A 23,541-nucleotide genomic window follows, 5' to 3' on the forward strand; every position below is an offset into this window, starting at 1 on the left:
CGTCATCCGGACTGCACCGAACGTCAGTTCAGGTTCTAGCCGGGGATTCCGCGCACGAGGCGGCAGCGGTGCGCCACCGCCTCCGAGCCGCCGCTGCCGCGGACCACCGCGACGAAGCCCTCCGCCTCGGCCTCCAGCTCCTCCCTGCTCGGGCACAGGAAGGTGAACAGCCACACGTGCTGGGTGGAGTCGCGCTCCGGCAGCAGCGACCAGCCGCCGCCCCAGGCCCCGGCGAGCGCGTTCACGCAGTGCGCCATCGCGAGGTCCTCCCGGCCGCCCCACGCCTCCCGCATCCAGCGGTCGAAGTTGCGGCTCGCCGCCTCGGCGTCCTGACGCGTCCCCTGGCCGGCGAGCAGACGGTTGACGAGGGCGCCCTGCGGCTCCTGTGCTTCCCCGTGGATCTCCATGGCCGCCATGCTTGCGGCATCCCCGCCGGGGCCGCAAGGGCGCATCGGGTCGCGGGGGTAGGGGAAACCCGACCACAGGACTCGACCTGGCCCCGCTGACCGCGCTGAGCTGCGCCGATGCAATGGAGGGGTGAACGGACGAGCGCGGTGGTGGTGCGGCGGATGGCTGGCGGCGGCCGGGTGGGCGTGGGCCTTCCCGCTGCTCTCCGGCCTCGGGCCGCACCGGAGTTGGGGATGGTGCGCGGGGGCCGGTTACCTCGCGGCGGCCCTCGCCGTGGTGGTCGCACGACGCTCGCGCATCGAGGCCTCGGTGGTCGTCGCGCTCGCCGGGGCGGTGGCGGTGCCGCTGCTCGCCCTCGTCCTGACCGGGCAGGGGCAGAGCGAGGTCGGCGTCATCGAGCGCTCCGGGGCGCTGCTGCTGCACACCGGGACGCCGTACCTGGAGGCGCCGCGGACGGTCGGGGAGTACACGCCGTACCTGCCCGGGATGGCACTGCTCGGAGTGCCCCGGGCCGTACTCGGGCCGCTCGGTGACGCGCGGCTCTGGTGCGCCGGCGTGTTCCTGCTCTGCCTGCTGCGCAGCGTGCCTCCCGGGCGGCGGCTGCGCGCCGGGGCGCTCGTCGCCTCGCCGGTCGTCGCGCTGCCGATGGCCGTCAGCGGGGTCGACCTGCCGATGACCGGGCTCTGCCTGCTCGCCCTCACCCGCGCGGGGCAGGGCCGCGCCGTCGCCTCCGGCCTCGCCCTGGCCGGGGCCTGCGCGCTCAAGTGGACGGCCTGGCCCGCACTCGCCGTCGTCACCGCCCTGCTCGCGGCCGTCGCCGGACGGCGCACGGCGCTGCGCGGGGCCCTCGTCGCGGCGGGCGGCACGGCGCTGCTCGTCCTGCCGGTGGCGCTGCGCTCGCCCGGGCCGCTCCTGCGGCAGGTGTTCGCCTTCCCCCTCGGCCGGGGCGGCCTGCCCACCCCCGCCGCCAGCCCGCTGCCCGGACGGCTCCTCGCCGACCTCGGCCCGGGCGGCTGGTACGCGGCCGTCGGGCTGCTGCTCGCCGCCGGGCTCGCGATCGGGCTCTCCCTGCTGTACCGGCCGCCCCGGGACGCGGCGGGCGCCGCCCGCCTCCTCGCCCTCGGGCTCGCCGCGGCCTTCCTGCTGGCGCCCGCCGGGCGGTTCGGCTACCTCGCGCTGCCGCTCGTGCTCATCGTCCTCGCCCCTTCCCTGAATCGAGGCCCGTCCCCGTCATGGGCACCACCCTCATCGTCACCAACGACTTCCCGCCCCGTCAGGGCGGCATCGAGACCTTCGTCCACGCCATGGCCGTCCGCCGGCCCGGCCACGACGTCGTGGTCTACACCTCCGCCGAGCCGGGTGCGGAGCGCCACGACGCGGCCCTCCCCTTCCCCGTGGTCCGCGACCGCGCCCGCACCCTGCTGCCCACCCCGCGCGTCACCCGGCGCGCCGCCGAACTCGCCCGCGCCCACGGCTGCGACCGCGTCTGGTTCGGCGCCGCGGCCCCGCTCGCCGCGATGACCCCCTCGCTGCTGCGGCAGGCGCCCGGCATCCGCCGTACCGTCGCCACCACGCACGGGCACGAGATCTGGTGGGCCCGCACCCCCGGCGCCCGGCGGCTGCTGCGGCGCATCGGGAGCAGCGTCGACGTGGTCACCCACCTCGGCGAGTACAGCCGCGCCCGCATCGCCCCCGCGCTCGGGCCGGGCGCCCGGACCTCGCGGCTCGTGCCGGGTGTGGACCCGTCCGTCTTCCGGCCGTCCCCGGGCGCCGATCCGGCGGGGCCCGTCGTCCTCTGCGTGGCCCGGCTGGTGCCGCGCAAGGGGCAGGACATGCTGATCCGCGCCCTGCCCGCCGTCCGCCGCGCCGTCCCCGGGACGCAGCTCGTCCTCGTCGGGCGCGGCCCGGACGAGGACCGCCTGCGCCGCCTCGCCCTGCGGCTCACCGAGCCCGGCACCGTCCGGTTCACGGGCGGGCTCGACCACGCCGACACCGCCCGCTGGTACGGCCTCGCCGACGTCTTCGCCATGCCCTGCCGCACCCGGCGCCTCGGGCTGGAGGCCGAGGGCCTCGGCATCGTCTACCTGGAGGCGGCCGCCTCCGGCCTCCCCGTCCTCGCGGGCCGCTCGGGCGGCGCCCCCGACACCGTCCTCGAAGGCGTCACGGGCCACGTCGTCGACGGCCGCGACATCCTCGCCATCGCCGCCGCCCTCACCCGCCTCCTCCTCACCCCCACCGCCATGTCCGCCGCCGCCCGCACCTGGGCCACCCACCACTGGTCCTGGACCACCTCCGCCCACCACCTCACCACCCTCCTCGACCCCTCCGTCCCGCTCCCCGCGTGAAACCCGCTGCACAGGAGGTCGGCCCCGCCGACTTCCTGTGCAGCGGGGTACCGCACCGTAATTCCGTTGAGGGCGCCCTGCACCTCGTGCATGATCCGCCCCGTGACCACGTACCTGGAGAGCGAGCGCCTGACGCTGCGCCGATTCACCGCCGACGACGCGGACCTGCTGATCGAGCTGGACGGCGATCCGGCGGTGATGCGGTTCCTGTCCGGCGGGGAGGCGACTCCCGCCGAGGTCGTCCGCGAGCAGCACATACCGGCCATCCTCGCCGGCTACGACCGGTGGGACGGCGAACTCGGGCTGTTCGCCGCGTACGAGCGGGAGGGCGGGGAATTCGTCGGCTGGTTCTGCCTGCGCCCCCGGAAGGAGGGCCCGAGGGACGAGGCCGAGCTCGGCTACCGGCTGCGGCGGGCGGCCTGGGGGAAGGGCTACGCCACCGAGGTCTCGCTGGCCCTGCTGCGCAAGGGCTTCGCCGAGCTCGGCCTGACCAAGGTGTGGGCCGCGACGATGGTGCTCAACCGCGGTTCGCGCAACGTCATGGAGAAGGTCGGCATGACGTTCTCCCACCCCCTCCCCACGCCCGACGACATGGCGGCCGTCGAGGGGGCCGACCTCGGCGGCGTGCAGTACGAGATCACGAAGGAGCAGTGGGAGCGGCGCTGACCGGCCACCCCGCCGCCTACTCGGCGCGCAGGTGGGTGAGGACGGCCAGCACGCGGCGGTTGCCCGACGTCGGGTCCAGGTCGAGCTTGGTGAAGATGTTGCCGCAGTGCTTCACCACGGAGGCCTCCGTGATGTGCAGGCGCGCCGCGATCGCCTGGTTGGTGAGGCCCTCGGCCATCTGCGAGAGGACCTCGCGCTCGCGCGGGGTCAGCCGCGCCAGTGGCCGCTCCGCGGTCTGGGCGCGCAGCAGCACCCGGACGACGTCCGGGTCGATGACGGTGTCTCCCGCCGCGACCCGCCGCAGCGCGGAGAGGAACTCGGCGACGTCCCCGACCCGGTCCTTCAACAGGTAGCCCAGGCCCGCCGGTTGGGCGCCCGCGGCGGCGAGGAGCCGGGTCGCGTACGGCGTGGCCACGTACTGGGAGAGGACGAGGACGGGCAGGCCCGGGTGCCGCTCCCGCAGGGCGAGGGCCGCGCGCAGGCCCTCGTCCGTGTGGTCGGGCGGCATGCGGACGTCCGTGACGACCACGTCCGGCCGGGAGGCGTCCACGGCGGCGGTGAGCGCGTCCGCGTCGCCGACGGCCGCCGTGACGGTGTGGCCGCCGAGGGTGAGGAGTTCGACGAGGCCCGCGCGCAGCAGCACGGCGTCCTCGGCGATCACGACGCGGAGCACGGGACCTCCAGGCGCAGGGTGGTGGGGCCCCCGGCGGGGCTGGTGACGGTCAGCCGGCCGTCGAGGAGGGCGGCCCGGTCGGCGAGCCCGGCCAGCCCGGCGCCGGCGGCGGGATCGGCTCCGCCCCGTCCGTCGTCCGTCACCCGGACGACGAGCCGCCCCCGCTCGATCCGGCCGTGGACGGTGATCGCGCTCGCGCCGCCGTGCTTGGCCGCGTTGGTGAGCGCCTCGGTGACGGTGAAGTAGGCGGTGGACTCGACGAGGGCGGGCAGCCGCCCGGGCAGTGCGACGTCCACGGCCACCGGGATCGGGTGGCGCAGCGCGACCTCGTCGACGGCGGCGGCCAGGCCGTGGTCGGTGAGCACCTGCGGGTGGATGCCCCGCACGAGCCCGCGCAGCTGCTCCAGCGCCTCGCGCGCCTCGCCGCGTGCCCGGGCGACCAGCTCCGAAGCCCGTCCGGCGCCCTGAAGTTCGTACTCGGCGAGCCCCAACGTCATGCTGAGCGCCACGAGTTGCTGCTGCGCCCCGTCGTGCAGGTCCCGCTCCAGGCGCCGCCGCTCCGCCTCGAAGGCGTCGGCCAACCGGGCGCGGGAGCGGGTGAGTTCGAGGACGCGGTGCCCGAGGTCGTCCCGCCGGGGCCCGATCAGCATCCGGGCCAGCGCGACCTGGGCGCCGGTCAGCAGCGCCCCCGCGTACGCGCACAGCAGCAGCCCGGCGAGCCCGACGGCGCTGAACGGCAGGGCGGCGAGCGGGCCGTCCACGGCGTGGCCGGGGAGCAGCATGACGGTCTCCGGGGCGAGCGACCACACCACCAGCGGGGAGATCACGAACGCCCCCGACAGGGCCAGCAGCAGCGTGAACCCGAGGGAGGGGACGGCGAGGACGGTCGCGGTGAGCACGGCGTGGGCCAGCTCCCGCCAGGTCGCGCGCTCGCGCAGCCGCGTCCGCAGGCGGGCGCCGCGCCCGGCCCCGGGCAGGCGGCTGTGCGGGTCGGGCAGCGGGACGGGCTCGACCAGGCGCAGCCGCCACCGCTCCACCGCCCCGACCGGGATGCCCGCGAGCGCCAGCGCGAGCAGCACCAGCAGCCCGAGCCCGACGGCGGACAGGCCGAGCCCGAGGGTCAGCAGGGCGGCGAGGGTGACGAGCAGCGGCGGGCCGATCAGGGCGCCGCCGAGCAGGTGCGCCCAGCAGCGCGGCGTCCAGCGGGTGAACGGGAAGGCCAGCGGGCGGGCGCGCAGCGCGGCCAGGACGGCCACCGGCTGCTGCCCCTCCCCCGCGTCGTTCACCCGTCCACTCTAACCGGCTCGCTCAACCCGCTCGTTGACGAACCTTCGGTACGACGGCGGGCACCGGGCGGGGCCGGGTGAGGGAGACGGCCGCGATCACCAGGGCGCCGCCGGCCAGCGCGTTCCAGCCGACCGGCTCGGAGAGGAGGGCGGCGCCGAGGAGCGTGGACCAGAGCGGGGTGACGTAGGTGACGGCCGAGGCCACCGTCGTCCCGGCCGCCCGGACCACGCCCAGGTTCAGCAGGTAGGCGACGCCCGTGCCCATCGCGCCGAGCACCAGCAGTGCGGCGGCGGCGCCCCCGCCCGGCCAGTGCGGGGCACCCGCCGCGAGGGGGGCGACCAGCGCCAACTGGGCGGCCGCGCAGCCGATCTGGAGCGCGGACAGGGTGGTCACCGACTCCGCGCGGCCGGCGAGGAAGCGGCGCATGTACGCGAACCCGGCGCCGTAGCAGCAGGCCGCCGCCAGGCAGGCCGCGCCGCCGGCCGCCGCGCCGGAGCCCAGGCCGTGCCACACCCCGAGGACGGTGAGCACCCCGGCGAAGCCGAGGGCGAGGCCTACCACGCGGCGGGCGCCGGGGCGGCGCTCCTCGGGGACGGTGAGCACAGCGAACAGGACGGTGAACAGCGGGGTGGTGGCGTTCATCACCCCGGCGAGGACGGAGGAGATCCGCGTCTCCCCGTACGAGAAGAGGGTGAACGGGACGGTGTTCAGCAGCACCGCCACCACCGCCGAGTGGCCCCACAGCGCCCGGTCCCGCGGAACGGGCTCCCCGCGCGCCACCAGCACCGCCCACAGGGTGAGCGCCCCGGCCAGGCAGCGCCACAGCGCGACCCACACCGGCGGGACGCCCGCGTCCACCGCGACCTTGATCAGGGCGAAGCTCGCGCCCCAGATCGCCGACAGCGCCACGAAGGCCGGCAACCAGCGCCGCACTCCGACCACCTCCCTCTCCTCGTGTGTGGACAGAGGGTGGCGCGGATGCCGAGGATGAGTCCAACACGTCGGGGTGATCGGTCGATGAGGAGGTCTCATGAGCGGTCTCGTGAGCGGCGGTGCGGAGGTCAACCTGGCGCAGCTGCGCGCGCTGGTCGCGGTGGCCGACACGGGCGGGTTCCGGGCGGCGGCGGACGAGCTGGGCGTCAGCCAGTCCGCGGTCTCCCACGCGGTGGCCGCGCTCGAACGGGCCCTGGGCGCCGCCGTCCTGCTGCGCGGGGCGCCGAGCCGGCCGACCCCGCTCGGCGAGCGGGTGCTGCCGCACGCCCGGACGGCCGTCTCCTCGGCGGCCGCCGTACGGGCGGTGGCGAGCCGGCACCTGGGCGGGCTCGCGGGGACGGTGCGGCTGGCGGCGCCGACGACGGTGTGCCAGTCGGTGCTGCCGGGGCTGCTGCGGGCGTGGGGGGAGGCGTACCCGCAGGTGACGGTGCGGGTCTTCGAGGGGGAGGACGCGGAGCTGGCCACCTGGCTGGAGGCGGGGACGGTCGACGCGGCGGTCCTCGTCGACGCGGGCCCGCTGCCGCCGGGCGCGGTCGCGCTGGGCGCGGACTCCATGCACGCCCTCCTGCGGCGCGACCACCCGCTGGCGGGCCAGGAGGCGGTGCACGTCGGGGAGTTGGAGGACGACGACTTCCTACTCTCGGAGGGCGGCTGCGAACGCCGCATCCGCGAGGCCTACCGCCGCGCGGGCGTGCGCTTCGCCCCTCGGCACCGCATCCGGGACCTGAACACCCTGATCGGCATGGTGCACGCGGGCGTCGGCGTCTCGGTGATCCCCGCCCTCGCCCAGACGATGCTGCCCCCCGAGTGCGTCCTAATCCCCATCCGCCCCGCCGCCCACCGCACCCTCACCCTCACCGGCCCCACCACCCGCCCCTGGGCCCCGCCCGTGGCGGCCCTCCTGGAAGCGGTCGGGGCGGAGGCCCCGGCGTAGCCCGGAACGTGGCCACCGGCCTGTCGGTCGGCCTCGCTACGCTCGCCGGACGTGATGCGGCGAGGGGGAGGCACCGGCGTGGACCAGCCCGTTCTGCGGTTGGCGGAGAAGTACTCGTGGCTGGAGCTGGCCCCGGCGGACGAGGAGAACGAGTGGCGGGTGCGCGCCGAGTACTGCGAGACGTTCACGGCCGACTTCACCACCTGCCTGACCGTCGCCGAGGCCGCCGACTTCGCCGAGCGGATGCTCGCCCGGCTGGACGGCTCGCCCCACAGGTTCTCGGAGAGGGTGTCCGAGGGCCGCAACAACCCGTTCGAGCTGACCGCCCTGCCGCTCGGATCGGTCGGGTTCGTGCTGATGGCGTTCCTCACGCCGAACGGCGACGACACGGTGTGCCACCTGCAGCTGGAGTTCGGCCCGTTCCGCACCGAGGAGCTACGGGCGGGTCTCGGCGACTTCCGGGCCGCGTTGGCGGTCTGAGAGGAGCCTCGGGAAGGTGCCCACCGCGTCGACGGCCATGGCGAGTTCGGCGACGACCTTCGGGTCGTCGAGTGGGCCGCGCAGGTACTCCTCGAGGCGGTGCATGCGGTAGCGGACGGTGTTCTGGTGGCAGTAGAGGGCGCGGCTGGCCTCGGCGGCGGAGCCGTGGGCGTCGAGCCAGGCGCGGGCGGTGGCGAGGAGGGTGGTGCGGTCGCTCTCGGGGAGGGAGAGGACGCCGCCGAGGATGCGGTTGACGGCGCGGCGGGTGGTCTCCAGGTTGGTCATCACCAGTTCGGTGAGCGGGGTGTCGTCGAGCTGGCGCACCCCCGCGCTGCCCACCGGGAGGGACTCCAGGGCGACCTGGGCGTAGCGCAGGGCGCGCGGGGTCTGGTCGAGGCGGTCGTACGCCGGGCTGATGCCGACCCGGCCGGTGGCGGCGGCCCGGACGGCGTCGAGCACCTGCGGGACGGCCCGCCGGGTCGGGCAGGACAGCACGCCCATCTCGTGGCCCGGCTGGGCGCGCCAGGCGGAGCCCGCGTCCAGGGTGCGCAGGCGCGCTTCGAGGCCGGGCAGCGGCGGGGTGCCGGGGGCGGCGGCCTCGGCGGTGACGACGATGAAGGTGCCCCGGTACGGGAAGTCGAGCATGTGCGCGATCTCCCAGGCGGTGTCGTCCCCGGGCGGCGGGCCGTCGACGAGGGCGGCGACCAGCGCGGAGCGCCGCCGGTCGGTCTCGACCAGGCGTTCGGCGAGGGCGTCGCGGTAGGCGGCGGTGAGCGCCTGGGAGTAGAGGTCGGAGACCTCCCAGAACCCGGTGGCGGCGACCAGCAGCGCGGCCTGGGCGGACGGGCCCGCCGTGTCCGCCTCGTCGACGAGTTCCTCCCAGAGGTGGAGGAACCCGAGCCGGTAGGCGCGCAGCACCTCGGGCAGGGGGACGCCCTGTTCGGCGCGGAGCCGGCCGGTGGCGGTCGCGGCGGCGACGTCCACGCTCGCGGCGGAGCCGGCGAGGTAGGCGAGGACGAAGCCGATGTTGCCGCGCAGGGAGCCCCTGAGGTCGTCGGGGGCCACGTTCTTGTAGTGGTCGATCTCGGTCACGAGCCGGTGGGCCAACCCGGAGACGTGGGCGTCGAGCCGGGCGATGACGATGTTCGCGAGGCCGACCACGGCCGGATCGGGGGCTGCCTGATGCACGGGGGCGAGTCTGCCGCACGGCCGGGAGGATCGTCCGATGGTCGCCGGGATTCCCCCGATTCGGGGGAACACCCGGCGCGCGGTTGACGCCGCGCGCCCGGCCCGGACCCCGCACGCCTACGCCGGCGCCTACGACAGCGCCTCCCCCTCCGCGGCCCGCCAGTAGCCGATCCGGGTGCTCGGGTTGATCGCCAGCCCGCCCGGGCCGGGCGACTCCACGGCGACGTGCCCGTCCGTGCCGCCGCCGTCCTTGCCGACGAGGGCGATGTTCACCGTCTTCGCCCGGTGGTTCTGGGTGGACTCGCGCTGCCCCATGGTGATCGCCGCGTACGCGGTCCTCCCGGGCGCGAGGACCACCGCCGCCGGGGGCTTGCCTCCCTCCGCCACCGCCAGGTCGTGCCCGGCCACCGGGTCGGAGACGACCGGGGCGCGGTGCAGCGCGCAGGGGGCGGTTCCCTTGTTGGTGGCGGTGAGCAGCACGGCGCTCGACGCCTCCTTGAGGCCGAACGTCAGATCGGTGAGCAGGCAGTCCGCCGCAGCGGTCGGAGCGGGGGCGGGCGCGCTGCTGGTCGTACCGGTCGGGGACGCCGCAGGTGAGCTGGACGGCACGGAAGGAGCCGAGGGCGCGGAAGGAGCCGAAGGCGGCGCCGCCGAGGTCGAGTCGTCGTTGCAGCCCGTCAGCACGGCGGAGAGCAGCAGGACGCCGCCCCCGAGGACGGCGGCGCGGGCGCGGAGCGCGGTTCGCATGACGGTGCATCCCTCCGGAACGCGTGGATCGGACCCACCGTCAGAGACGGTTCGACGCGGGCCTGTCGTTGCGCTCCCGCCGCAAAACTTCGGCAAAACCGGCTGCCGGTTGTCGCCGATCGTCGCCGGTTGTCGCCCACGACAGCCGCCCCCCGCAGAACGCTGTCGGTGTCCACATGGGCCCGCGCCCGCCGGACCCGCCAGGATCGTCCCCGTGGGCCCACCCCACGGGCACCACCGCACGAGCCGACCGACGACCAGCCGGAAGAGCACCGCATGAGCAACCTCGCCACCAACCTCACCGACGCCGCCGGGCAGTACCCCCAGCGCCCGGCGCTGCGCCACGGCGCGGACACCCTCACCTACGCCGAACTGGACGAGCTCAGCGCCCGCGCCGCCGGCGGCCTGCTCGCCCACGGGGTGCGCCCGGGCGAGCGGGTGGGCCTGCTGCTGCCGGACGTCCCGGCGTTCCCGGTGCTCTACTACGGCGCCCTGCGCCTCGGCGCGGTCGTCGTCACGGCCGCGCCCGGGCGTACGGTCCACGGCGCCCGCCTGGTCTTCGCCGCCGGGAGGAGCGACGGGAGCGACCGGTTCCGTGTCCCCACCGGCCCCGACTTCCTCGGCCAACTCGCCTTCTGGCCACGCCACTTCGAGGTCGCCCCACGCGCCGACAGCGATCTCGCCGTGCTCCACCACGGCCGGGCGGTGAGCGCGCTGACCCACGGCGCCCTGCGCGTGGACGCCTTCACCGCCGCCACCGCCCTGCTCGCCCTCACCCCCGACCACACCGTGACCGCCGCCCTGCCGCTGGCCGTGCCGGGCGGGCAGAGCTGCGGCCTGAACGCGGCGGTCCTCGCCGGGGCCTGCCTGACGCTGCCCGGCGGCGCCGCGCCCCGGCAGCAGCACCGCCGCCGGCCCCCGACCCGCCGGGACGCCGTCACCCCGACCCCCGCCGACGCGAAGCCGGGGCGGCGGCCGTGACGTACCACGAGCCCACCCGGGTGCCGGCCCAGCGCTCCACGGCCGTCGGCGTCACCGCCGCCCTCCCCCTGGCCGTCATCGGCGAGGACGCCACCGTCACCGTCCCGGCCGTCCTGCGCTACCACGCGCACGACCCGTACGCCGTCCACCTGGACATCCACACCGGCGAGCCCGAGCCGATCACCTGGTTCTTCGCCCGCGAGCTGCTCCGCGAGGGCCTGTGCCGCACCGCCGGGCAGGGCGACGTGACGGTGCGCCCGGGCGCGGACGGCGCGCGGACGGGCCACCTGTTCCTCACCCTCACCGGGCCGCAGTCCGCGGCGCTGCTGCGGGCACGGACCATCGACGTCGCCCATTTCCTGGGCCGCAGCGAGGAGTTGGTGCCCCCTGGCTCCGAGCACGAACGGCTCGACCTGGACGCGCTGGCCGACCGGCTGCTGGGGAGGGATCTTGACTAGCGCGCTCCCTTCCGGGGGTTGACCGGTCTCCACGACAGGTCTATACCAGTGACAGTCCACGGCGCGGACCGCGTGCCCGTGGACGGTCCGGCCGATCCCGCGCCACCCCCACCTCGGCGCGACCGGCCACTTCCCCCACCGCCGTTTCCGGAAAGGCCCCCGATGGAACGCGCTCTTCCCCCACGCCCGGCCGCAGAGAGCCCGACGGCGCAGCGCCCGACGGCAAAGAGCCCCAAGAGCCGCCGCAGCCGCACCGCCCTGGCCCTCGCCGGGGCGCTCGGCCTGCTCGCCGGAGGCGTCGGCGCCCTGGCCGCCACCGGCTCCGCCTCCGCCGACACCACGGGCGGCGGCCTGGGCAGCAACTGGTACGCCTCCGCGCCGTACCTGATGCCCGAGGACAACAGCCCGCCGGACGCCGCCGCCGTCATGGACGCCACCGGCCAGAAGGCCTTCCAGCTGGCCTTCATCCTCGCCCAGGGCAACTCCTGCGCGCCCGCCTGGGGCGGCACCTCCTCGATCGACACCGACACCACCATGCCGAGCGTCATCCAGACCATCCGCGGCAAGGGCGGCGACGTCTCGGTGTCCGTCGGCGGGTACGGCGGCACCAAGCTCGGCCAGGTCTGCGGCACCCCGGAGGCCACCGCCGCCGGGTACCAGAAGGTGATCACCAAGTACGGGCTCAAGGCGGTCGACTTCGACCTGGAGGAGCCGGAGTACGAGAACACCGCGGCCATCCACAACGAGATCGGCGCGGCGAAGATCCTCCAGCAGAACAACCCCGGCCTCTACGTCTCCGTCACCACCGCCGGGACGAACGCGGGCACCGGCTGGTTCGGCACCCAGATGCTGAACGAGGCCAAGTCCCAGGGCTTCACGCCGAACAACTTCTCGATCATGCCGTTCGACGGCGGCTTCAACGGCGCGGCGGCGCAGACCGACGCGCTGACGAAGTTCAACCAGATCCTCCAGACGACCTTCGGCTGGAACGAGGCGACCGCCTACGCCCACGAGGGCATCTCGATGATGAACGGCCGCACCGACGCCGCCGAGTACTTCCGGCAGGCGGACTTCCAGACCGTCCTGGACTTCGCGACCTCGCACGGCCTGGCCCGGTACACCTACTGGTCCGTCAACCGCGACCGCCAGTGCCCCGGCCCGGTGGACCCGGGGCTGTCGGGCTCCTGCTCCAGCGTGGCGCAGAACGACTGGGACTTCACCAAGTTCACGGTGAAGTTCGCCGGGGCGACCCCGCCCACCACCCCTCCCACCACCCCGCCGAGCACTCCCCCGACCACCCCGCCGACCAGCCCCGGCACCCCGGGCAGCTGCACCGCCCCGGCCTGGAGCGCGGGCGCGGTGTACACGGGCGGTGCCAAGGTCTCGTACAACGGGCACACCTACCACGCCAAGTGGTGGACGACCAACGAGGCCCCGAGCGCCAGCGGCCAGTGGGGCGTCTGGGCGGACGACGGCCCCTGCTGATCCACCGGCAGCGCGAGGAGGGGCGGGCGCCCGCAAGAGCGCCCGCCCCTCCCACGTCTACCCAGCTCAGCCCGCGAACTGCTCCCGCAGCTCCGCCAGGATCTGCGCCGCCTCCGGCAGCCCGGCCGCCTCGCAGCGCGCGACGGCGGCCGTGAGCCGGCGCACCGCCGCCTTGGTGCGCCCGAGGTCGCTGCCCTCGATCAGCGCCGCCAGCCGGACGGCCTCCGCGCGCGGCGCCTCCGCCTGCTCGCCGCCGCGCTCGTACGCGGTGACGGCCCGCTCGACCTCGGCCAGGCCCTCCTCGTGCCGCCCGACGATGGCCAGGCAGCGCCCGCGCTCGTAGTGCGAGGCGCCGATGACGTACCACTCGGTGTGCTCCTGGCCGAGGCGGCGGGCGGTCTCGCCCACCTCGTCGGCGGCGGCCAGGTGGGCGAGCGCCTTGTCCAGCCCGTCCGGGCCGTGCTCGCGCACCGTCAGCTTGGCCAGCTCGCGCAGGGTGCCGGCCATCTGGTCGACCTGCGGGGCCTTCTCGTGCGAGGCCCGGGCGCGGGCGAGGGCCGCGTCGGAGGCCTCCCAGCGCTCCGCGTGGGCCAGGGCGACGGCGGCCTCCAGGGCGACCATGGTGTGGGTCTCCTGGTCCTCCCAGCCGGCCACCGCGTCGGCCAGGCGCAGGAACTCCTCGGCGGAGTCGCGCCACTCGTCCAGCTCGGCCAGGCCCCGGGCGAGGTCCAGCCGGGCCTGGGCGAGCATCCGCTCGTCCAGCCCGTCCGCGTCCAGCAGCACCGACTCCAGCACGGCGACGGCGTCGCCCGTACGGTCCACCGAGCGCAGCACGTCCGCGAGTTGCAGCCGCACCTGGGCGGCCTCCTCGACGGCCTCCTTGCCCTTGCGGTCGAAGCGCGCGGCGGCCTCCGACAGGGCGCGCACGGCGCCGCCGGTGTCCCCCGCCTGCATGGCGGCGTGGCCGAGCATCATGTACGTCGGGGCGTACGGGTACGAGGTGTCGGCCCAGCGGGAGGCCTCGGCCAGCGCCCGGTGGAACACCTCGGCGGCCTGCGTCCACTCGCCGGACTGCAGCAGCACCTGGCCCAGCAGGCCGAGCACCCGGGGCGTGTGCCAGGGCAGCCCGTTGGCGTCCAACTGGCCCAGCACCTCGCGCAGTTCGGCCACCGCCTCGGGCATCCGGCCCTGACGGGCGGCCGCGTCGGCGGTGTACTGGCGGGAGGTGGCGGCCCGGCGCTCGGAGCCGAGGGCGACGGCCGCCTCCCGGTAGGCGCCGGTGACGGCCTCGAAGCGGGCCGCGACCTCCGCCGGGGGCTCGGGCAGCGCCTCGACGAGGTCCTGGTGGGCGGCGTAGGCGCGGGACTGCAGGACGATCAGGTAGTCGTCGTCCGTCATCCCGCCCTCGACGGCGGTTCCGGCACAGGCCCGCAGCGCCTCGGCCGCGCCCAGCGCCTCGTCCAGCGCCGGCCAGTCGGCGGGGCGGCCGCCCTCGGACTCCTCCTCGCCGAGGCCGACGATCAGGGCCCGGGTGCGCACCATCAGGGCCTGGCCGGGAAGCCCGGCCCGGTCGAACAGCTCGGCGGCGGCGAGGAGTTCGACGCGCCCCTGCTCGTGGTGGTCCTTCTCCAGCTCGTCGTGGGCGCGCTGCTCGGCCAGCTCGGCCTCCAGCCGCTCCGGGCCGCCGAGTTCGGCGCTCTCGGGGTGGACGAAGCCCTCGGCCTGCGAGCGCTCGGCGACGCGGTGCCAGAGCCGGTCGGCGTCCGGGTGGCCGAGGAGGTCCAGCTCGCGGGCGCGCAGCACCAGGGCGGTGAAGTCCTCCGGCTCCGGCTCGGCCTCGCGGCGCGGGGCGGGCGCGACGGCCGGGGCGGCGGCGACCTCGGGCGCGGCGGCGGCCCGCACGCCCAGGGCCAGCGGCTCGGCCAGCAGCGGGGTCGCGGCCAGGCGCCCGCGGCGGTCGGCGCTCGTCGCGTCGGTGCCGTTGCGGGCGTCGAAGCGGGCCGCCAGCGCGTCGGCCTCGGTGCGCACGTGGGCGAGCAGGGTGTCGACCGTCCAGGCGGTGCCGGCCGGGCCGCTGACCGTCAGCTCTCCGTGGCCGGCGCCCGCGAGGGCCGCGAGCAGCACCTCGACGCCGGTCAGGAAGGACAGCCGGGAGCCGGGCTCGCCCGTCACCGTGAACAGCTCGCGGTTCTCGGCGAGCAGCTCCAGGCCGCGCGGCTCGTTGCCCGTCAGGGCGCAGAACTCGATGTGGCGGCCGACGGCGCCCAGCATCGAGGCCTTGCCGCGGGCGTAGCGGTAGCCGGACAGGTGGGCGGAGCGGGCCTCGTCCAGCTTGCCGCTGCGCACCAGCGGCAGCAGGGCGACGGACTGGCTGAGGTAGGGCTCCTCCTCGCAGGTGCTGCGGCCGGAGAGCACCGGGGCGAGGATCTCCAGGGCGCGGGCGTCGCCGCCCTCGACGCCCTCGCTGCCCTCGGCGCCGTCGCGCAGGAAGTGCCGGGCGCGGCTGCGGGTCTCACAGGCGTGGCAGTCGCTCAGCTCGGTGCGCGGGCGGGCCGTCCAGAGCTCGTACGCGTCCTGCACGCCGACGCCGGTCTCGGCGGCCAGGTGGTAGCGGCGGGCGTAGTACGGCTGGAGGTCGAATCCGGCCGCGCGGTAGCGGTCGCGCATCTCGGTGTGCCAGCGCTCGATGGCGCTCAGCGGGACGTCCGGGCTGTCCAGCAGCGAGCCGGCGACCCACTTGAAGCGCCAGAACACCTGGTGCCGGGCCCATTCGCTGAACCCGTCCGGGTCCTTGTCCCAGAGCTTGAGGATGCGGGCGAAGACGACGGGGCTCTTGGTGCTCTCGCCGTCGTACTCGTAGGCCTCCATCAGCTCCATGAGGGCCATCGAGCGGATCTCGGTGTCCTCGAACTGCTCGGCGGCGTCGACGAGTTCCTCGGCCGTGACGGTGCGGGTGCGGCCGTACGGGCGGGCGTCGTTCTCGCGCAGCGCGGCCATCACCGCCTCGGGGGTGTCCAGCATCACGCCTCCTTCTCGTCGGTTCCGGAAGCACCGGCGGCCTCGTGGCCGAGCATGGCGTGGTCGAGCAGGCTGATGAAGGAGCGGTTGAGCAGGGCCGACTCGCTGGCCTTGAGCGGGCGGCGGGTCATCAGCACGGCCTGCCCGTACAGCGCCTCGACGGCGGTGACGGCCAGCTCCCGGCTGGTGACGGTGGCGGCGCGGCGCACCAGCGGGTTGAGGTGGTTGAGGACCAGCTGGGCGCGGGGCACCTCGGCGCGCAGGGAGCCGAGGATGTCCGCCCAGAGGCCGTCCGCCTCGTCGGCGAGCTGGGCGCGGGTGCGCTCGTGGCGGGCCTCGCGGTTGTCCAGCAGCAGGGCGGGGGCGTTGGTCGGGTGGAAGCTGCGCAGCGCCACGTCGCAGTCGAAGCGGCCGACGACCTCGCGGGCGATCGCCAGGAAGGCGTTGGCGGCGAGCTCGGCGGCGGGGTCGACGGTGTCCAGGTGCGCGGTGACGGTGCCCGGGTCGAGGTCGGAGACGGAGACCCCGGGGCGGATCTCGGGCAGGCGGTGCACGAGGTCGCGGTCGTAGGTGTAGCCGCCGTTGACGACGCCGAGGCCGGCGGCGCCGGCGATCGGGGCGACCTGGCGGAACTCCTCGACGGTGCGGGTGACCAGCACCACCGGGTGGGCGCGGGCGAACTCGTCCAGGGTGACGTTGCCGTCCGTCGTCTCGAACGGCAGCCAGGGCAGCATCATCCGCAGCAACTCGTCGTCGTAGCGGGCGAGTTCCTTGACGGCCAGGTGGTGGACGGACAGGAAGCGGTGCAGCAGGGCCGGGTCGCTCGCGGAGAGGCCGGTCAGCCAGTCGCGGATGCGGGCGCCGAGGGCGTCGCGCACGGCCGCGAGGGTCTCGTCGGCGTACAGGCCCTCGCGGGAGGCGGTGGGGCGAAGGCCGTCGGTGTCGACCACGCAGCGGACGAAGAAGGCCCAGTCCGGCAGGAGTTCGGGCGCCTGGTCGGAGAGCAGCATGCCCTTGAGGTGGACCCGGTGGCCGTTGCGGCGCGAGGGCGGGGCGGCGTCGGGCAGGACGTAGGCGACGCCGCGCAGGCCGACCAGCGGCAGGTCGAGGTCGATGGTGTCCAGCGGGGCGAAGTCGAAGGTCTCGCGGCAGTACGCGGTGAGCGCCTCGCGCCGGGTGATCGGGGAGGCGTGGCGCTCGGCCCACGGCGGGGTGCGGTTGATCCGGTGCTCGGTGCCGCCCGCGTCGACGACGGTGACGTCGTGGCGCAGCAGGCTGCCGAAGTCCCGGGCCAGGGAGATCACCCGGGCCGGGCGGGTCCACTCGGCGGCGTCGGCGCGCGGGGCGAGGGTGACGGTGGTGCCGGGCTCGGGCTTGGCCGAGGAGGGCAGGGTGCGGATGGTGTAGCTGCCGTCGGACATGCCGCGCCACTCGATGACGGGGGCGTCCGGGGAGCCCGCGTGCCGGGTGACGACGGTGATCTCGTCGGCGACGACGAAGCAGGCGAGCAGGCCGATGCCGAACTGGCCGATGAAGTCACCGCGGGCCTTGGCCAGGCCGTCGCCGTCGAGGCGGCCGTCGGCGTCGCGCTTGGAGCTGCGGCCGATGGTGGCGAGGAAGGTGTGGACGTCCTGCTCGGTCAGGCCGATGCCGGTGTCGGTGATGCTCAGCTCGTCGTCCGCGCGGACGGTGATGGACGCCGGGGCCTGCGGGTCGAGGGCGCGGCGGGCGGAGATCGCGTCCACCGCGTTCTGCATCAGTTCGCGCAGGTAGACGCGCGGGCTGGAGTAGAGGTGGTGGGAGAGCAGGTCCACCAGGCCGCGCAGGTCCACCTGGAAGGTGTGCGCACTCGTCGGGTTGTCGGTTGGGGACACCGGAGGCTCTTTCGGTCGCGGAGGTGTGGAGTGGGTGTCTGGGGTGCGGGGCGCGGCGTCAGTACGCGGCGGCGGCGCGGGCGCTGTGGGACTTGAAGGCCTTGACCGGGTCCCCCGAGAGGTAGTGCCAGGGGGACTCGGTGACCATGCCGTCCAGGGCGTCGAACAGCAGGCGGGCCGTCTTGGGCTGGTCGGCGAGGGAGAAGGCCATGGCGAAGGTGTTGAACGTCGCCTGCCAGCCGCGCGTGGGCGTGAAGTCCGCGTGGAGGACGGAGCGGAACGCGGCCTCCTGGATCTCGCCCAGCACCGTGGGGCTCGTCAGGTAGGCGTGGTCCTCGCCGTCGGGCAGGTCCAGCCAGCGCTCCAGGTGCGCCAGGACGACCAGCTCGCCCAGCGGGCTGCCCTCGGGGGCGGCCAGCATCGAGGAGCGGGCGAACTCGTGCATCTCGTCGTGCGAGCCGCCCCACTTGGCGCACAGCTGCTGGAGCCGCTGGCGGTGGGAGGACAGGTGCGCGGGGTCGCGGCGCACCGCGGCCTCGAAGCGGCAGGTGGCGATCTCCGGGCCGAGGGAGATGCCGCGGGCGCTGATCTGCAGGAAGTACCAGGGGGCCAGCCAGGACGGCTCGCGCTCGGCGACCTCCAGCAGCTGCTCCTCGGCCGTCTCCAGGCGCTCGTGGAACAGCTTCCACTGGGCCTCGGAGACGTTCTTGGCGCGGGCGCTGCTGCGGGCCTCCCAGCCCCAGGTGATGTGCCGGGCGCCGGAGACGAGCAGGGCGAGGGTGTCCTCGGGGTCGGCGGCGACGGCGCGGGCGGACCACTCCTCGGAGCCGGCGGTGTCGCTGACCGCGCCGACGAGCGAGACCAGCGCGGCGCCGTCCCCGGAGGCGGCCTCCAGGGCGGGGCGCAGGGCGGCCCAGTCGCCCGCGGCGGCCTGGTTCAGCACCCGGCGGACGGTCTCGTCCCCGAGGGCGGGGTCGAGCCGCGCCGCGGCGCCCGGGGCGGCGGGAGCGGGCCCGGCGGCGGGCGCCTCGGCGGTGCTCCGTCCGCGCCCGAACCACCCCGCTCGGTCCTGCGCTCCATCCCCGCCGGAGCGGCGTCGGAACAGCGGCATGTCATGGCCCCCTCGAACATCATCGGCATCATTCGCATGGCCTCACTGCGGCCACCCAGACTGAGTACATATCACGCCCGGCCGACATCCGTTTCCCCAGCCCAGCGCCCTCGGCCGCCCCCGCCCGGGCGCGGCGGAGCGGGATGCCGCCGGGCGCGCCGGAGTTGGGCCCCGCCACCGCCTCCCGGGCCGGGCGGCCGAACCGGACACCGCAGGTGGGGACGCCGGGCGGGAGGGCGCTGGGCCCGTCTTGTCGGTCAGCCCGGATCAGGCCGCGGCGTTGGGGTGCGTGCATCGCAAGGCGGAGGAGGGAGCCACTGCGGAGCATTGGCGACCGACGACAACGCGGCGAGGTGCGTGCCCCGGCGTCGCGGCCCCGGGAAGACCGGCAAGACGGGCCCTAACGGTTCTGCGCGGGCTCGCCGAGCCAGCCGAGGGCGGCGACGTTCAGGCCCGCCTGGAAGCGGCTGCGGGCGTCCATGCGCACCATCAGGTCCGCCATCATCCGCCGCACCGTCCGCAGCGACACCCCGAGCCGCTGGGCCGCCCGCTCGTCCGTCAGCCCCTCCGCGAGCAGCCGCAGCAGCTCCCGCTCCTGCCCGGTGAGCCCGTGGGGGTCGCGCGGGGCGCTCTCGCCGAAGGGCCGGGCCTGGTCCCAGGTCTGCTCGAACAGCGCGCGCAGGGCGGCGATCACCCCCGGGCTGCGCAGCAGCACCGCCCCCTTGCGGGCGTCCTCCGGGTCGATCGGGACGATCGCGGTGGCGTTGTCCACCAGGATCATCCGCAGCGGCAGCGTCGGCAGCGTCCGCACCGCCCCGCCGAGCCCGTGCAGCCAGCGCGCGTACTGCACGGTGGCCGGGTCGTTGCGCACGCTGTCCTGGTACACCGTCCGCATCCGCACCCCGCGCTGCAGGGTCTCCTGGTCGAGGGCGCGGCTGGCCTCCATGACCTGCGGGGGCTGCGGCCCGCCGGGGGCGAAGGAGAGCACCTCGGCGGTGGCGTCGGCGGCGAGCTGCACGAGCCGGTCGCGGACCTCGCCGAGGTCGGAGACCAGTTCGACGCCGGGCTGGTTGGAGGGCGCGTTGACGGTCGCGTAGTCGGCCATGAGATTGGCCATCGCGGTGCGGCTGCGCTCGATCTCCCGCTGGTGGCGGGCGGCTTCGGCCTCCTGCCGGGCGAGCAGGGTGGCCATGCCCAGTTCGGGGTTGACGGCCCGCCAGCGGTCCTCGGCGCCGGTGGGCCGGGTGAGGGCGAGGTCGGCGAGGTGGTCGAGCGCGGCGCGCACCTCCGTGACTCCGGCCTCCAGCAGGTCGGCGATCTCCGCCGTGTCCAGCTCGGGGTGGAGCAGCATCGTCCGGTACACCGCTTCCTCGAAGGGTCCGAGGCCGAGCGGTCCCACCCCGCTCACCAGGCCGTCCCCGGACGTTCCCCCATCGCGCACCCCTTCCGCCGCAGTCTTCTCCACTGCCGTCGCGGAACCGGGCGGCGGGACCGGGCGGCGTCCTTCGAGGGGGTCAGCGTAGCGTCAGCTGTGCGAACGTAGAACGCTTTCGCGGAGATGAATTGTCCACGGAATGGGCGAGTTGTGAACGCCACGGCCCACCGCCGACCCGATTTCCCCACCGTGCGGGCCGTTTGGCGGCCCGCGACCCTGGCATCTTGCTGCCTGACAGATTTCTGACACCCGTCCGCGGCACTGCGGCGCCCGAGCATCCGTCAGTCTTGGTTGGGTGCACGTCATTCGACTCCAGCTGCGCGCACCGGACGGCGGTCCGCACGAGCGGCGCACCCCCGCCCCCGGTGCGGTGTGCGACGGTCTGGAGCGTGCACTGCCCGGGCCCGATCGGATCGACCACGCCCGGGTCCTGACCGGCCCGGGCACGGTGGACGCCGTGCTGTTCGTCCTGGCGCCCGGCGTGCTGGCCGCGGAGGCCGCCGTGGGTGCCGCCTGCGGCGAACTGACCGGGCCGCTCGGGGCGTTGCCGGGCTGGTCCGTCCCGCACTGCGCGCTGGACAGCCGCCTGGCGCTGGGCCTGTACGAGCTGCCCAGCCCGCTCTGACTCCAGCGCGGCTCAAGGCCGCCCCGAGGTGGCCTCAGGGTGTCACGGCACTCTCGTGCCACCTCCGGATGCTGACACGCACCCCCCTCACCGGCCACTCTCGTTCATGTCGCCGCGAACGGCGGACCGGACACCGGGACAGCAGCCCCCCAGGGGCCCGGGAGAAGGACCCGCCGCGAGAGGGACGGCGCAGCACCGTGCGTCCCGGAAGCAGCCCGGGGCCACTCGGACGAGAGGACAGGCACCGCCATGGCGAAGAACGCCCGTTTCATCACGATTGTCGCCCTCAGCTTCGGCATCCTGACCGGCACGGCCGCCACGGCCGCCACCGCCTTCGCGGACGACGCCTCCCCCTCGACCGTCCCCGCCGTCTCCACCACCACCCCCGCCCCGCAGCCCACCGGCACCGCGACCGGCACCCCCTCCCCCCGGCCCACCACCGGCGGTGACACCTGGGGCTGGGGCTGAGCCGGCCCGCCACCCCCTCCCCCGCCGACCCCGACCCTGCGAGGTAGCCGGATGAGCATCCTGCTGGACCAGCCCCTGCGCCACCGCACCCCCGCCCCGCCACCCGTCACCACCACCGCCGTCCGGATCCTCCTCGCGGACGGGCACCACCTCTTCCGCTCCGGGCTCGGCGCCCTGCTCGACCGGGAGGAGGACCTGGCCGTCGTCGCCGAGGCGCCCACCGCCGAGGAGGCCGCCGAGGCCGCCGCCCGCACCCGGCCGGCCGTGGCGGTGCTCGACCCCGACATTCCCGGCGCCACCTCGGACGCCGTCGCCCTGATCCGCGACCGCTCCCCGTCCACCGCCCTGCTCCTGCTCACCGCGCAGCCCCGCGCCGCCGTGCTCCAGCGGGCCGTCGCCGAGGGCGTGGCCGGGCTGCTGGTCAAGGACGTGCCGCCGCGCGCCCTGATCAGCGCGGTGCGCGAACTCGCCCGTGGCGGGCGGGTCTTCGACCCCCGGATGGTGGTGGACGCCGTCCGCGCCGAGGAGGTGGCGCTGACCCCGCGCGAGCTGACCGTCCTGACCCTGGTCGCCGAGGGCGCGAGCATCAACGAAGTCGCCCGGGTGCTCTCCCTCTCCCCCGGGACGGTCCGCAACTACGTCTCCGCGGCCATCGCCAAGACCCGCGCCCGCAACCGCTGCGACGCGATCCGCATCGCCCGCGAGCGCGGCTGGCTCTGAACCCGTGCGGCCCCGGGCAGCGGCCGCACCACGCCCCCGTACAGGCAGCACCGCCACCCCCGTCGCGACCACAGGCGACGGGGGTGGCGGTGCTGCCGCGCGCTACCCGGCGGCGCGCGCCTGCGTGACGATGTCCGCGAACCGCTGCGCCCGGCGCGGCAGATGGGCGGGCCGGCTGCCGATCAGGAACTCCCCGACGGAGGACTCCGCCGTCCAGTCCAGCCCCAGCGCCCGCGCCGCCGCGTCGGTGTCGCCGGAACCGAGGCCGCAGGGCGCCAGGCCCATGGCCGTGGCCACCAGGTAGAGCGTCTGGTAGACCACGCCGACGTGCTTGAGCGTCAGCGCGTACGCGATCTGGCTGTACTTCCAGGACAGCCGCCCGAACCGCGAGGTGACGGTGAGCAGCACCTGCGGGTCGACGGTGCAGCCGGTGGCCCGCCAGGCGGCGGTCATCAGCTCCCGGAACGCCGCCTCGTCGGCCGGGCCGGAGAAGGGGCGCGGGCGCAGCCGGTGCGCGGCGGCGTCGTAGCGGTAGACCCCGGGGACGAGGCCCTCGCAGCGGACCACCGACAGGTAGATCTCCAGCTCGCCGGTGGCGCCGCCGGCCGGGTAGGCGCGGTCGACGACGTCGTAGCCGTGCGGGTCCTCCGGGTCGGCCGGGATGATCCGCCGGATGCGGGCCACCCGGTAGAGCAGTTCGGCGAGTTGGGCGAGGGTGACGGGCGCCGCCGCGTAGTCGCGCACCGAGCTGCGGCCCTCCAGGACCTCGGTGAGCAGAGGGTCCCGGGCGAGGACCTCGTCCCAGTCGGGGACGGGCAGGTCGATCCCGTCGCCGCTCTCGCGGGCCCCGGCGCCGGGGACGGCGGGCAGTTGGGCGATCTCGGGGTGGGCGTAGACGCCGCCGGTCGGGTAGTCGTGACGGCCGGGGCGGCTGCGGGCGTGGAAGAGCAGGTCGTGGAAGTCCCACAGCGGGGGCTCGCCGGCGGCGCCGTCGTCCAGGAAGCCCGTCCCGGCGAGCAGCGCGGCCAGGGAGCGGCCGGCCGCCGGGTCGAGGCCCGCGAGTACGGAGGCCTCGGCGACGGGCCGGGCGGCGGTGACGGCGGCGACGAAGGCCCCGGCGGGCGGGCGGTGCAGGGTGAGCCGGAAGGGCGCCATCGGGGACTCCAGGACGCACGCGCCGGCGTGGTCCTCGGGCAGCCGCCGCAGGTAGGCGAAGCGGGAGAGCACGGCCGTCTCGGGCGGTGGCGCCCCGCCGGGCAGGGCGGCGGAGCGGGCGATCGGGACGGCGGTGGCGAGCGGTTCGCCGAGGCGGTCGGCCAGGGTGGTGGTGACCAGGTACGGGAAGCGGCGCAGCAGGTGCAGCAGCCGCCCGCCGTCGCCGAGCCGGGCCAGGTCGGCGAGGTCGGCGCTCTCGCGGGTGAGGGCCTCCAGGCGCCGTACGGTCTCGGCGCCGAGGGCGTGCACCCGCTGGCGGCCCCAGGGGTGGGTGAGTTCCAGGTCGTCGCCCTGCGCGGTGACGACGACCTCGGGGCGCAGCCGCAGCAGGGTGCGCGGCCCGGCGCCGCCGCCGTCCTCGGGGGCGGGCAGGCGCAGGGGCGGTTGTTCGGTGACGGTCATCGGGGGTACCTCGTTTCCGGGTCGGCTT

At 75.7% G+C, this 23,541-nt stretch carries 21 protein-coding genes; 10 read left to right on the forward strand and 11 right to left on the reverse strand.

Going from position 1 to position 23,541, the window contains the following annotated elements; genetic code table 11:
- Positions 1 to 35: 35 nt before the first annotated feature.
- The gene (locus ACIRRS_RS03885; protein ID WP_402964548.1) at positions 36 to 407 is read right to left on the reverse strand and encodes a hypothetical protein; all 372 of its coding nucleotides are present in this window, start codon (positions 405 to 407) and stop codon (positions 36 to 38) included.
- 1,233 nt (positions 408 to 1,640) lie between these two features.
- On the opposite strand from ACIRRS_RS03885, the gene ACIRRS_RS03890 reads away from it, so the two are divergent.
- Both ACIRRS_RS03890 and ACIRRS_RS03895 read left to right on the forward strand, forming a co-directional pair.
- Positions 1,641 to 2,753: a glycosyltransferase family 4 protein gene (locus ACIRRS_RS03890; RefSeq protein WP_402964551.1), complete on the forward strand. Its 1,113-nt coding sequence runs from the start codon at positions 1,641 to 1,643 to the stop codon at positions 2,751 to 2,753.
- A 102-nt stretch (positions 2,754 to 2,855) separates the two neighbouring features.
- Positions 2,856 to 3,419: a GNAT family N-acetyltransferase gene (locus ACIRRS_RS03895; protein ID WP_402964554.1), complete on the forward strand. Its 564-nt coding sequence runs from the start codon at positions 2,856 to 2,858 to the stop codon at positions 3,417 to 3,419.
- 16 nt (positions 3,420 to 3,435) lie between these two features.
- Here ACIRRS_RS03895 and ACIRRS_RS03900 read toward each other — a convergent pair whose 3' ends face one another.
- From ACIRRS_RS03900 to ACIRRS_RS03910, 3 genes are read right to left on the reverse strand one after another with little or no spacing between them, the layout of a single operon-like run.
- Positions 3,436 to 4,092, reverse strand: coding sequence for a LuxR C-terminal-related transcriptional regulator (locus ACIRRS_RS03900; RefSeq protein ID WP_402964557.1), 657 nt, complete (start codon positions 4,090 to 4,092; stop codon positions 3,436 to 3,438).
- Positions 4,077 to 5,378 carry a sensor histidine kinase gene (locus tag ACIRRS_RS03905; RefSeq protein ID WP_402964560.1) on the reverse strand — a complete coding sequence of 434 codons (1,302 nt, stop codon included), beginning with the start codon at positions 5,376 to 5,378 and terminating at the stop codon, positions 4,077 to 4,079. Before ACIRRS_RS03905 ends, ACIRRS_RS03900 begins: the two co-directional genes overlap by 16 nt.
- Before the next feature lie 22 nt (positions 5,379 to 5,400).
- Positions 5,401 to 6,321, reverse strand: a complete 921-nt coding sequence (locus ACIRRS_RS03910; protein WP_402964563.1) for a DMT family transporter — start codon at positions 6,319 to 6,321, stop codon at positions 5,401 to 5,403.
- 88 nt (positions 6,322 to 6,409) lie between these two features.
- Between ACIRRS_RS03910 and ACIRRS_RS03915 the strand changes: the two genes are divergently transcribed.
- Both ACIRRS_RS03915 and ACIRRS_RS03920 read left to right on the forward strand, forming a co-directional pair.
- Positions 6,410 to 7,306 carry a LysR family transcriptional regulator gene (locus ACIRRS_RS03915; RefSeq protein ID WP_402964566.1) on the forward strand — a complete coding sequence of 299 codons (897 nt, stop codon included), beginning with the start codon at positions 6,410 to 6,412 and terminating at the stop codon, positions 7,304 to 7,306.
- 78 nt (positions 7,307 to 7,384) lie between these two features.
- Positions 7,385 to 7,786: a hypothetical protein gene (locus ACIRRS_RS03920; RefSeq protein WP_402964569.1), complete on the forward strand. Its 402-nt coding sequence runs from the start codon at positions 7,385 to 7,387 to the stop codon at positions 7,784 to 7,786.
- Here ACIRRS_RS03920 and ACIRRS_RS03925 read toward each other — a convergent pair.
- Both ACIRRS_RS03925 and ACIRRS_RS03930 read right to left on the reverse strand, forming a co-directional pair.
- Positions 7,742 to 8,974, reverse strand: a complete 1,233-nt coding sequence (locus tag ACIRRS_RS03925; RefSeq protein ID WP_402964572.1) for a PucR family transcriptional regulator — start codon at positions 8,972 to 8,974, stop codon at positions 7,742 to 7,744. The genes ACIRRS_RS03920 and ACIRRS_RS03925 overlap by 45 nt on opposite strands.
- 129 nt (positions 8,975 to 9,103) lie before the next feature.
- Positions 9,104 to 9,721: a DUF4232 domain-containing protein gene (locus tag ACIRRS_RS03930; RefSeq protein WP_402964575.1), complete on the reverse strand. Its 618-nt coding sequence runs from the start codon at positions 9,719 to 9,721 to the stop codon at positions 9,104 to 9,106.
- A gap of 276 nt (positions 9,722 to 9,997) precedes the next feature.
- Here ACIRRS_RS03930 and ACIRRS_RS03935 point away from each other — a divergent pair, with 276 nt between their 5' ends.
- The 3 genes from ACIRRS_RS03935 to ACIRRS_RS03945 all read left to right on the forward strand — a co-directional run bounded on the left by ACIRRS_RS03935 (position 9,998) and on the right by ACIRRS_RS03945 (position 12,645).
- On the forward strand, positions 9,998 to 10,702 hold the full coding sequence (locus tag ACIRRS_RS03935; protein ID WP_402964578.1) for an AMP-binding protein: 705 nt from the start codon (positions 9,998 to 10,000) through the stop codon (positions 10,700 to 10,702).
- The gene (locus ACIRRS_RS03940; protein WP_402964581.1) at positions 10,699 to 11,160 is read left to right on the forward strand and encodes an SsgA family sporulation/cell division regulator; all 462 of its coding nucleotides are present in this window, start codon (positions 10,699 to 10,701) and stop codon (positions 11,158 to 11,160) included. Before ACIRRS_RS03935 ends, ACIRRS_RS03940 begins: the two co-directional genes overlap by 4 nt.
- A gap of 162 nt (positions 11,161 to 11,322) precedes the next feature.
- Positions 11,323 to 12,645, forward strand: coding sequence for a chitinase (locus ACIRRS_RS03945; protein ID WP_402964584.1), 1,323 nt, complete (start codon positions 11,323 to 11,325; stop codon positions 12,643 to 12,645).
- A gap of 66 nt (positions 12,646 to 12,711) precedes the next feature.
- Here the strand turns inward: ACIRRS_RS03945 and ACIRRS_RS03950 are convergent, their stop codons facing one another.
- The 4 genes from ACIRRS_RS03950 to ACIRRS_RS03965 all read right to left on the reverse strand — a co-directional run bounded on the left by ACIRRS_RS03950 (position 12,712) and on the right by ACIRRS_RS03965 (position 20,056).
- On the reverse strand, positions 12,712 to 15,666 hold the full coding sequence (locus tag ACIRRS_RS03950; protein ID WP_402964587.1) for a hypothetical protein: 2,955 nt from the start codon (positions 15,664 to 15,666) through the stop codon (positions 12,712 to 12,714).
- Positions 15,666 to 17,537: an HSP90 family protein gene (locus ACIRRS_RS03955; RefSeq protein ID WP_402964590.1), complete on the reverse strand. Its 1,872-nt coding sequence runs from the start codon at positions 17,535 to 17,537 to the stop codon at positions 15,666 to 15,668. The genes ACIRRS_RS03950 and ACIRRS_RS03955 overlap by 1 nt, the downstream gene beginning before the upstream one ends.
- A 58-nt stretch (positions 17,538 to 17,595) precedes the next feature.
- Positions 17,596 to 18,648, reverse strand: a complete 1,053-nt coding sequence (locus tag ACIRRS_RS03960) for a hypothetical protein (RefSeq protein ID WP_402964593.1) — start codon at positions 18,646 to 18,648, stop codon at positions 17,596 to 17,598.
- A gap of 400 nt (positions 18,649 to 19,048) precedes the next feature.
- Positions 19,049 to 20,056 (reverse strand): LuxR C-terminal-related transcriptional regulator, encoded by a 1,008-nt coding sequence (locus tag ACIRRS_RS03965; protein WP_402964596.1) that lies wholly within the window; start codon positions 20,054 to 20,056, stop codon positions 19,049 to 19,051.
- Between the two features lie 322 nt (positions 20,057 to 20,378).
- On the opposite strand from ACIRRS_RS03965, the gene ACIRRS_RS03970 reads away from it, so the two are divergent.
- The 3 genes from ACIRRS_RS03970 to ACIRRS_RS03980 all read left to right on the forward strand — a co-directional run bounded on the left by ACIRRS_RS03970 (position 20,379) and on the right by ACIRRS_RS03980 (position 21,896).
- Positions 20,379 to 20,708, forward strand: a complete 330-nt coding sequence (locus ACIRRS_RS03970) for a hypothetical protein (protein WP_402964599.1) — start codon at positions 20,379 to 20,381, stop codon at positions 20,706 to 20,708.
- 249 nt (positions 20,709 to 20,957) lie between these two features.
- The gene (locus ACIRRS_RS03975; RefSeq protein WP_402964602.1) at positions 20,958 to 21,176 is read left to right on the forward strand and encodes a hypothetical protein; all 219 of its coding nucleotides are present in this window, start codon (positions 20,958 to 20,960) and stop codon (positions 21,174 to 21,176) included.
- 51 nt (positions 21,177 to 21,227) lie between these two features.
- Positions 21,228 to 21,896, forward strand: a complete 669-nt coding sequence (locus ACIRRS_RS03980) for a LuxR C-terminal-related transcriptional regulator (protein ID WP_402964605.1) — start codon at positions 21,228 to 21,230, stop codon at positions 21,894 to 21,896.
- A gap of 102 nt (positions 21,897 to 21,998) precedes the next feature.
- On the opposite strand, the gene ACIRRS_RS03985 is transcribed toward ACIRRS_RS03980, so the two are convergent.
- Positions 21,999 to 23,513, reverse strand: a complete 1,515-nt coding sequence (locus tag ACIRRS_RS03985) for a SagB family peptide dehydrogenase (RefSeq protein WP_402964608.1) — start codon at positions 23,511 to 23,513, stop codon at positions 21,999 to 22,001.
- Between the last annotated feature and the right edge of the window lie 28 nt (positions 23,514 to 23,541).

Source organism: Kitasatospora sp. NPDC101183 (assembly GCF_044767945.1).
In the GTDB taxonomy this organism is placed as follows: Bacteria; Actinomycetota; Actinomycetes; order Streptomycetales; family Streptomycetaceae; genus Kitasatospora.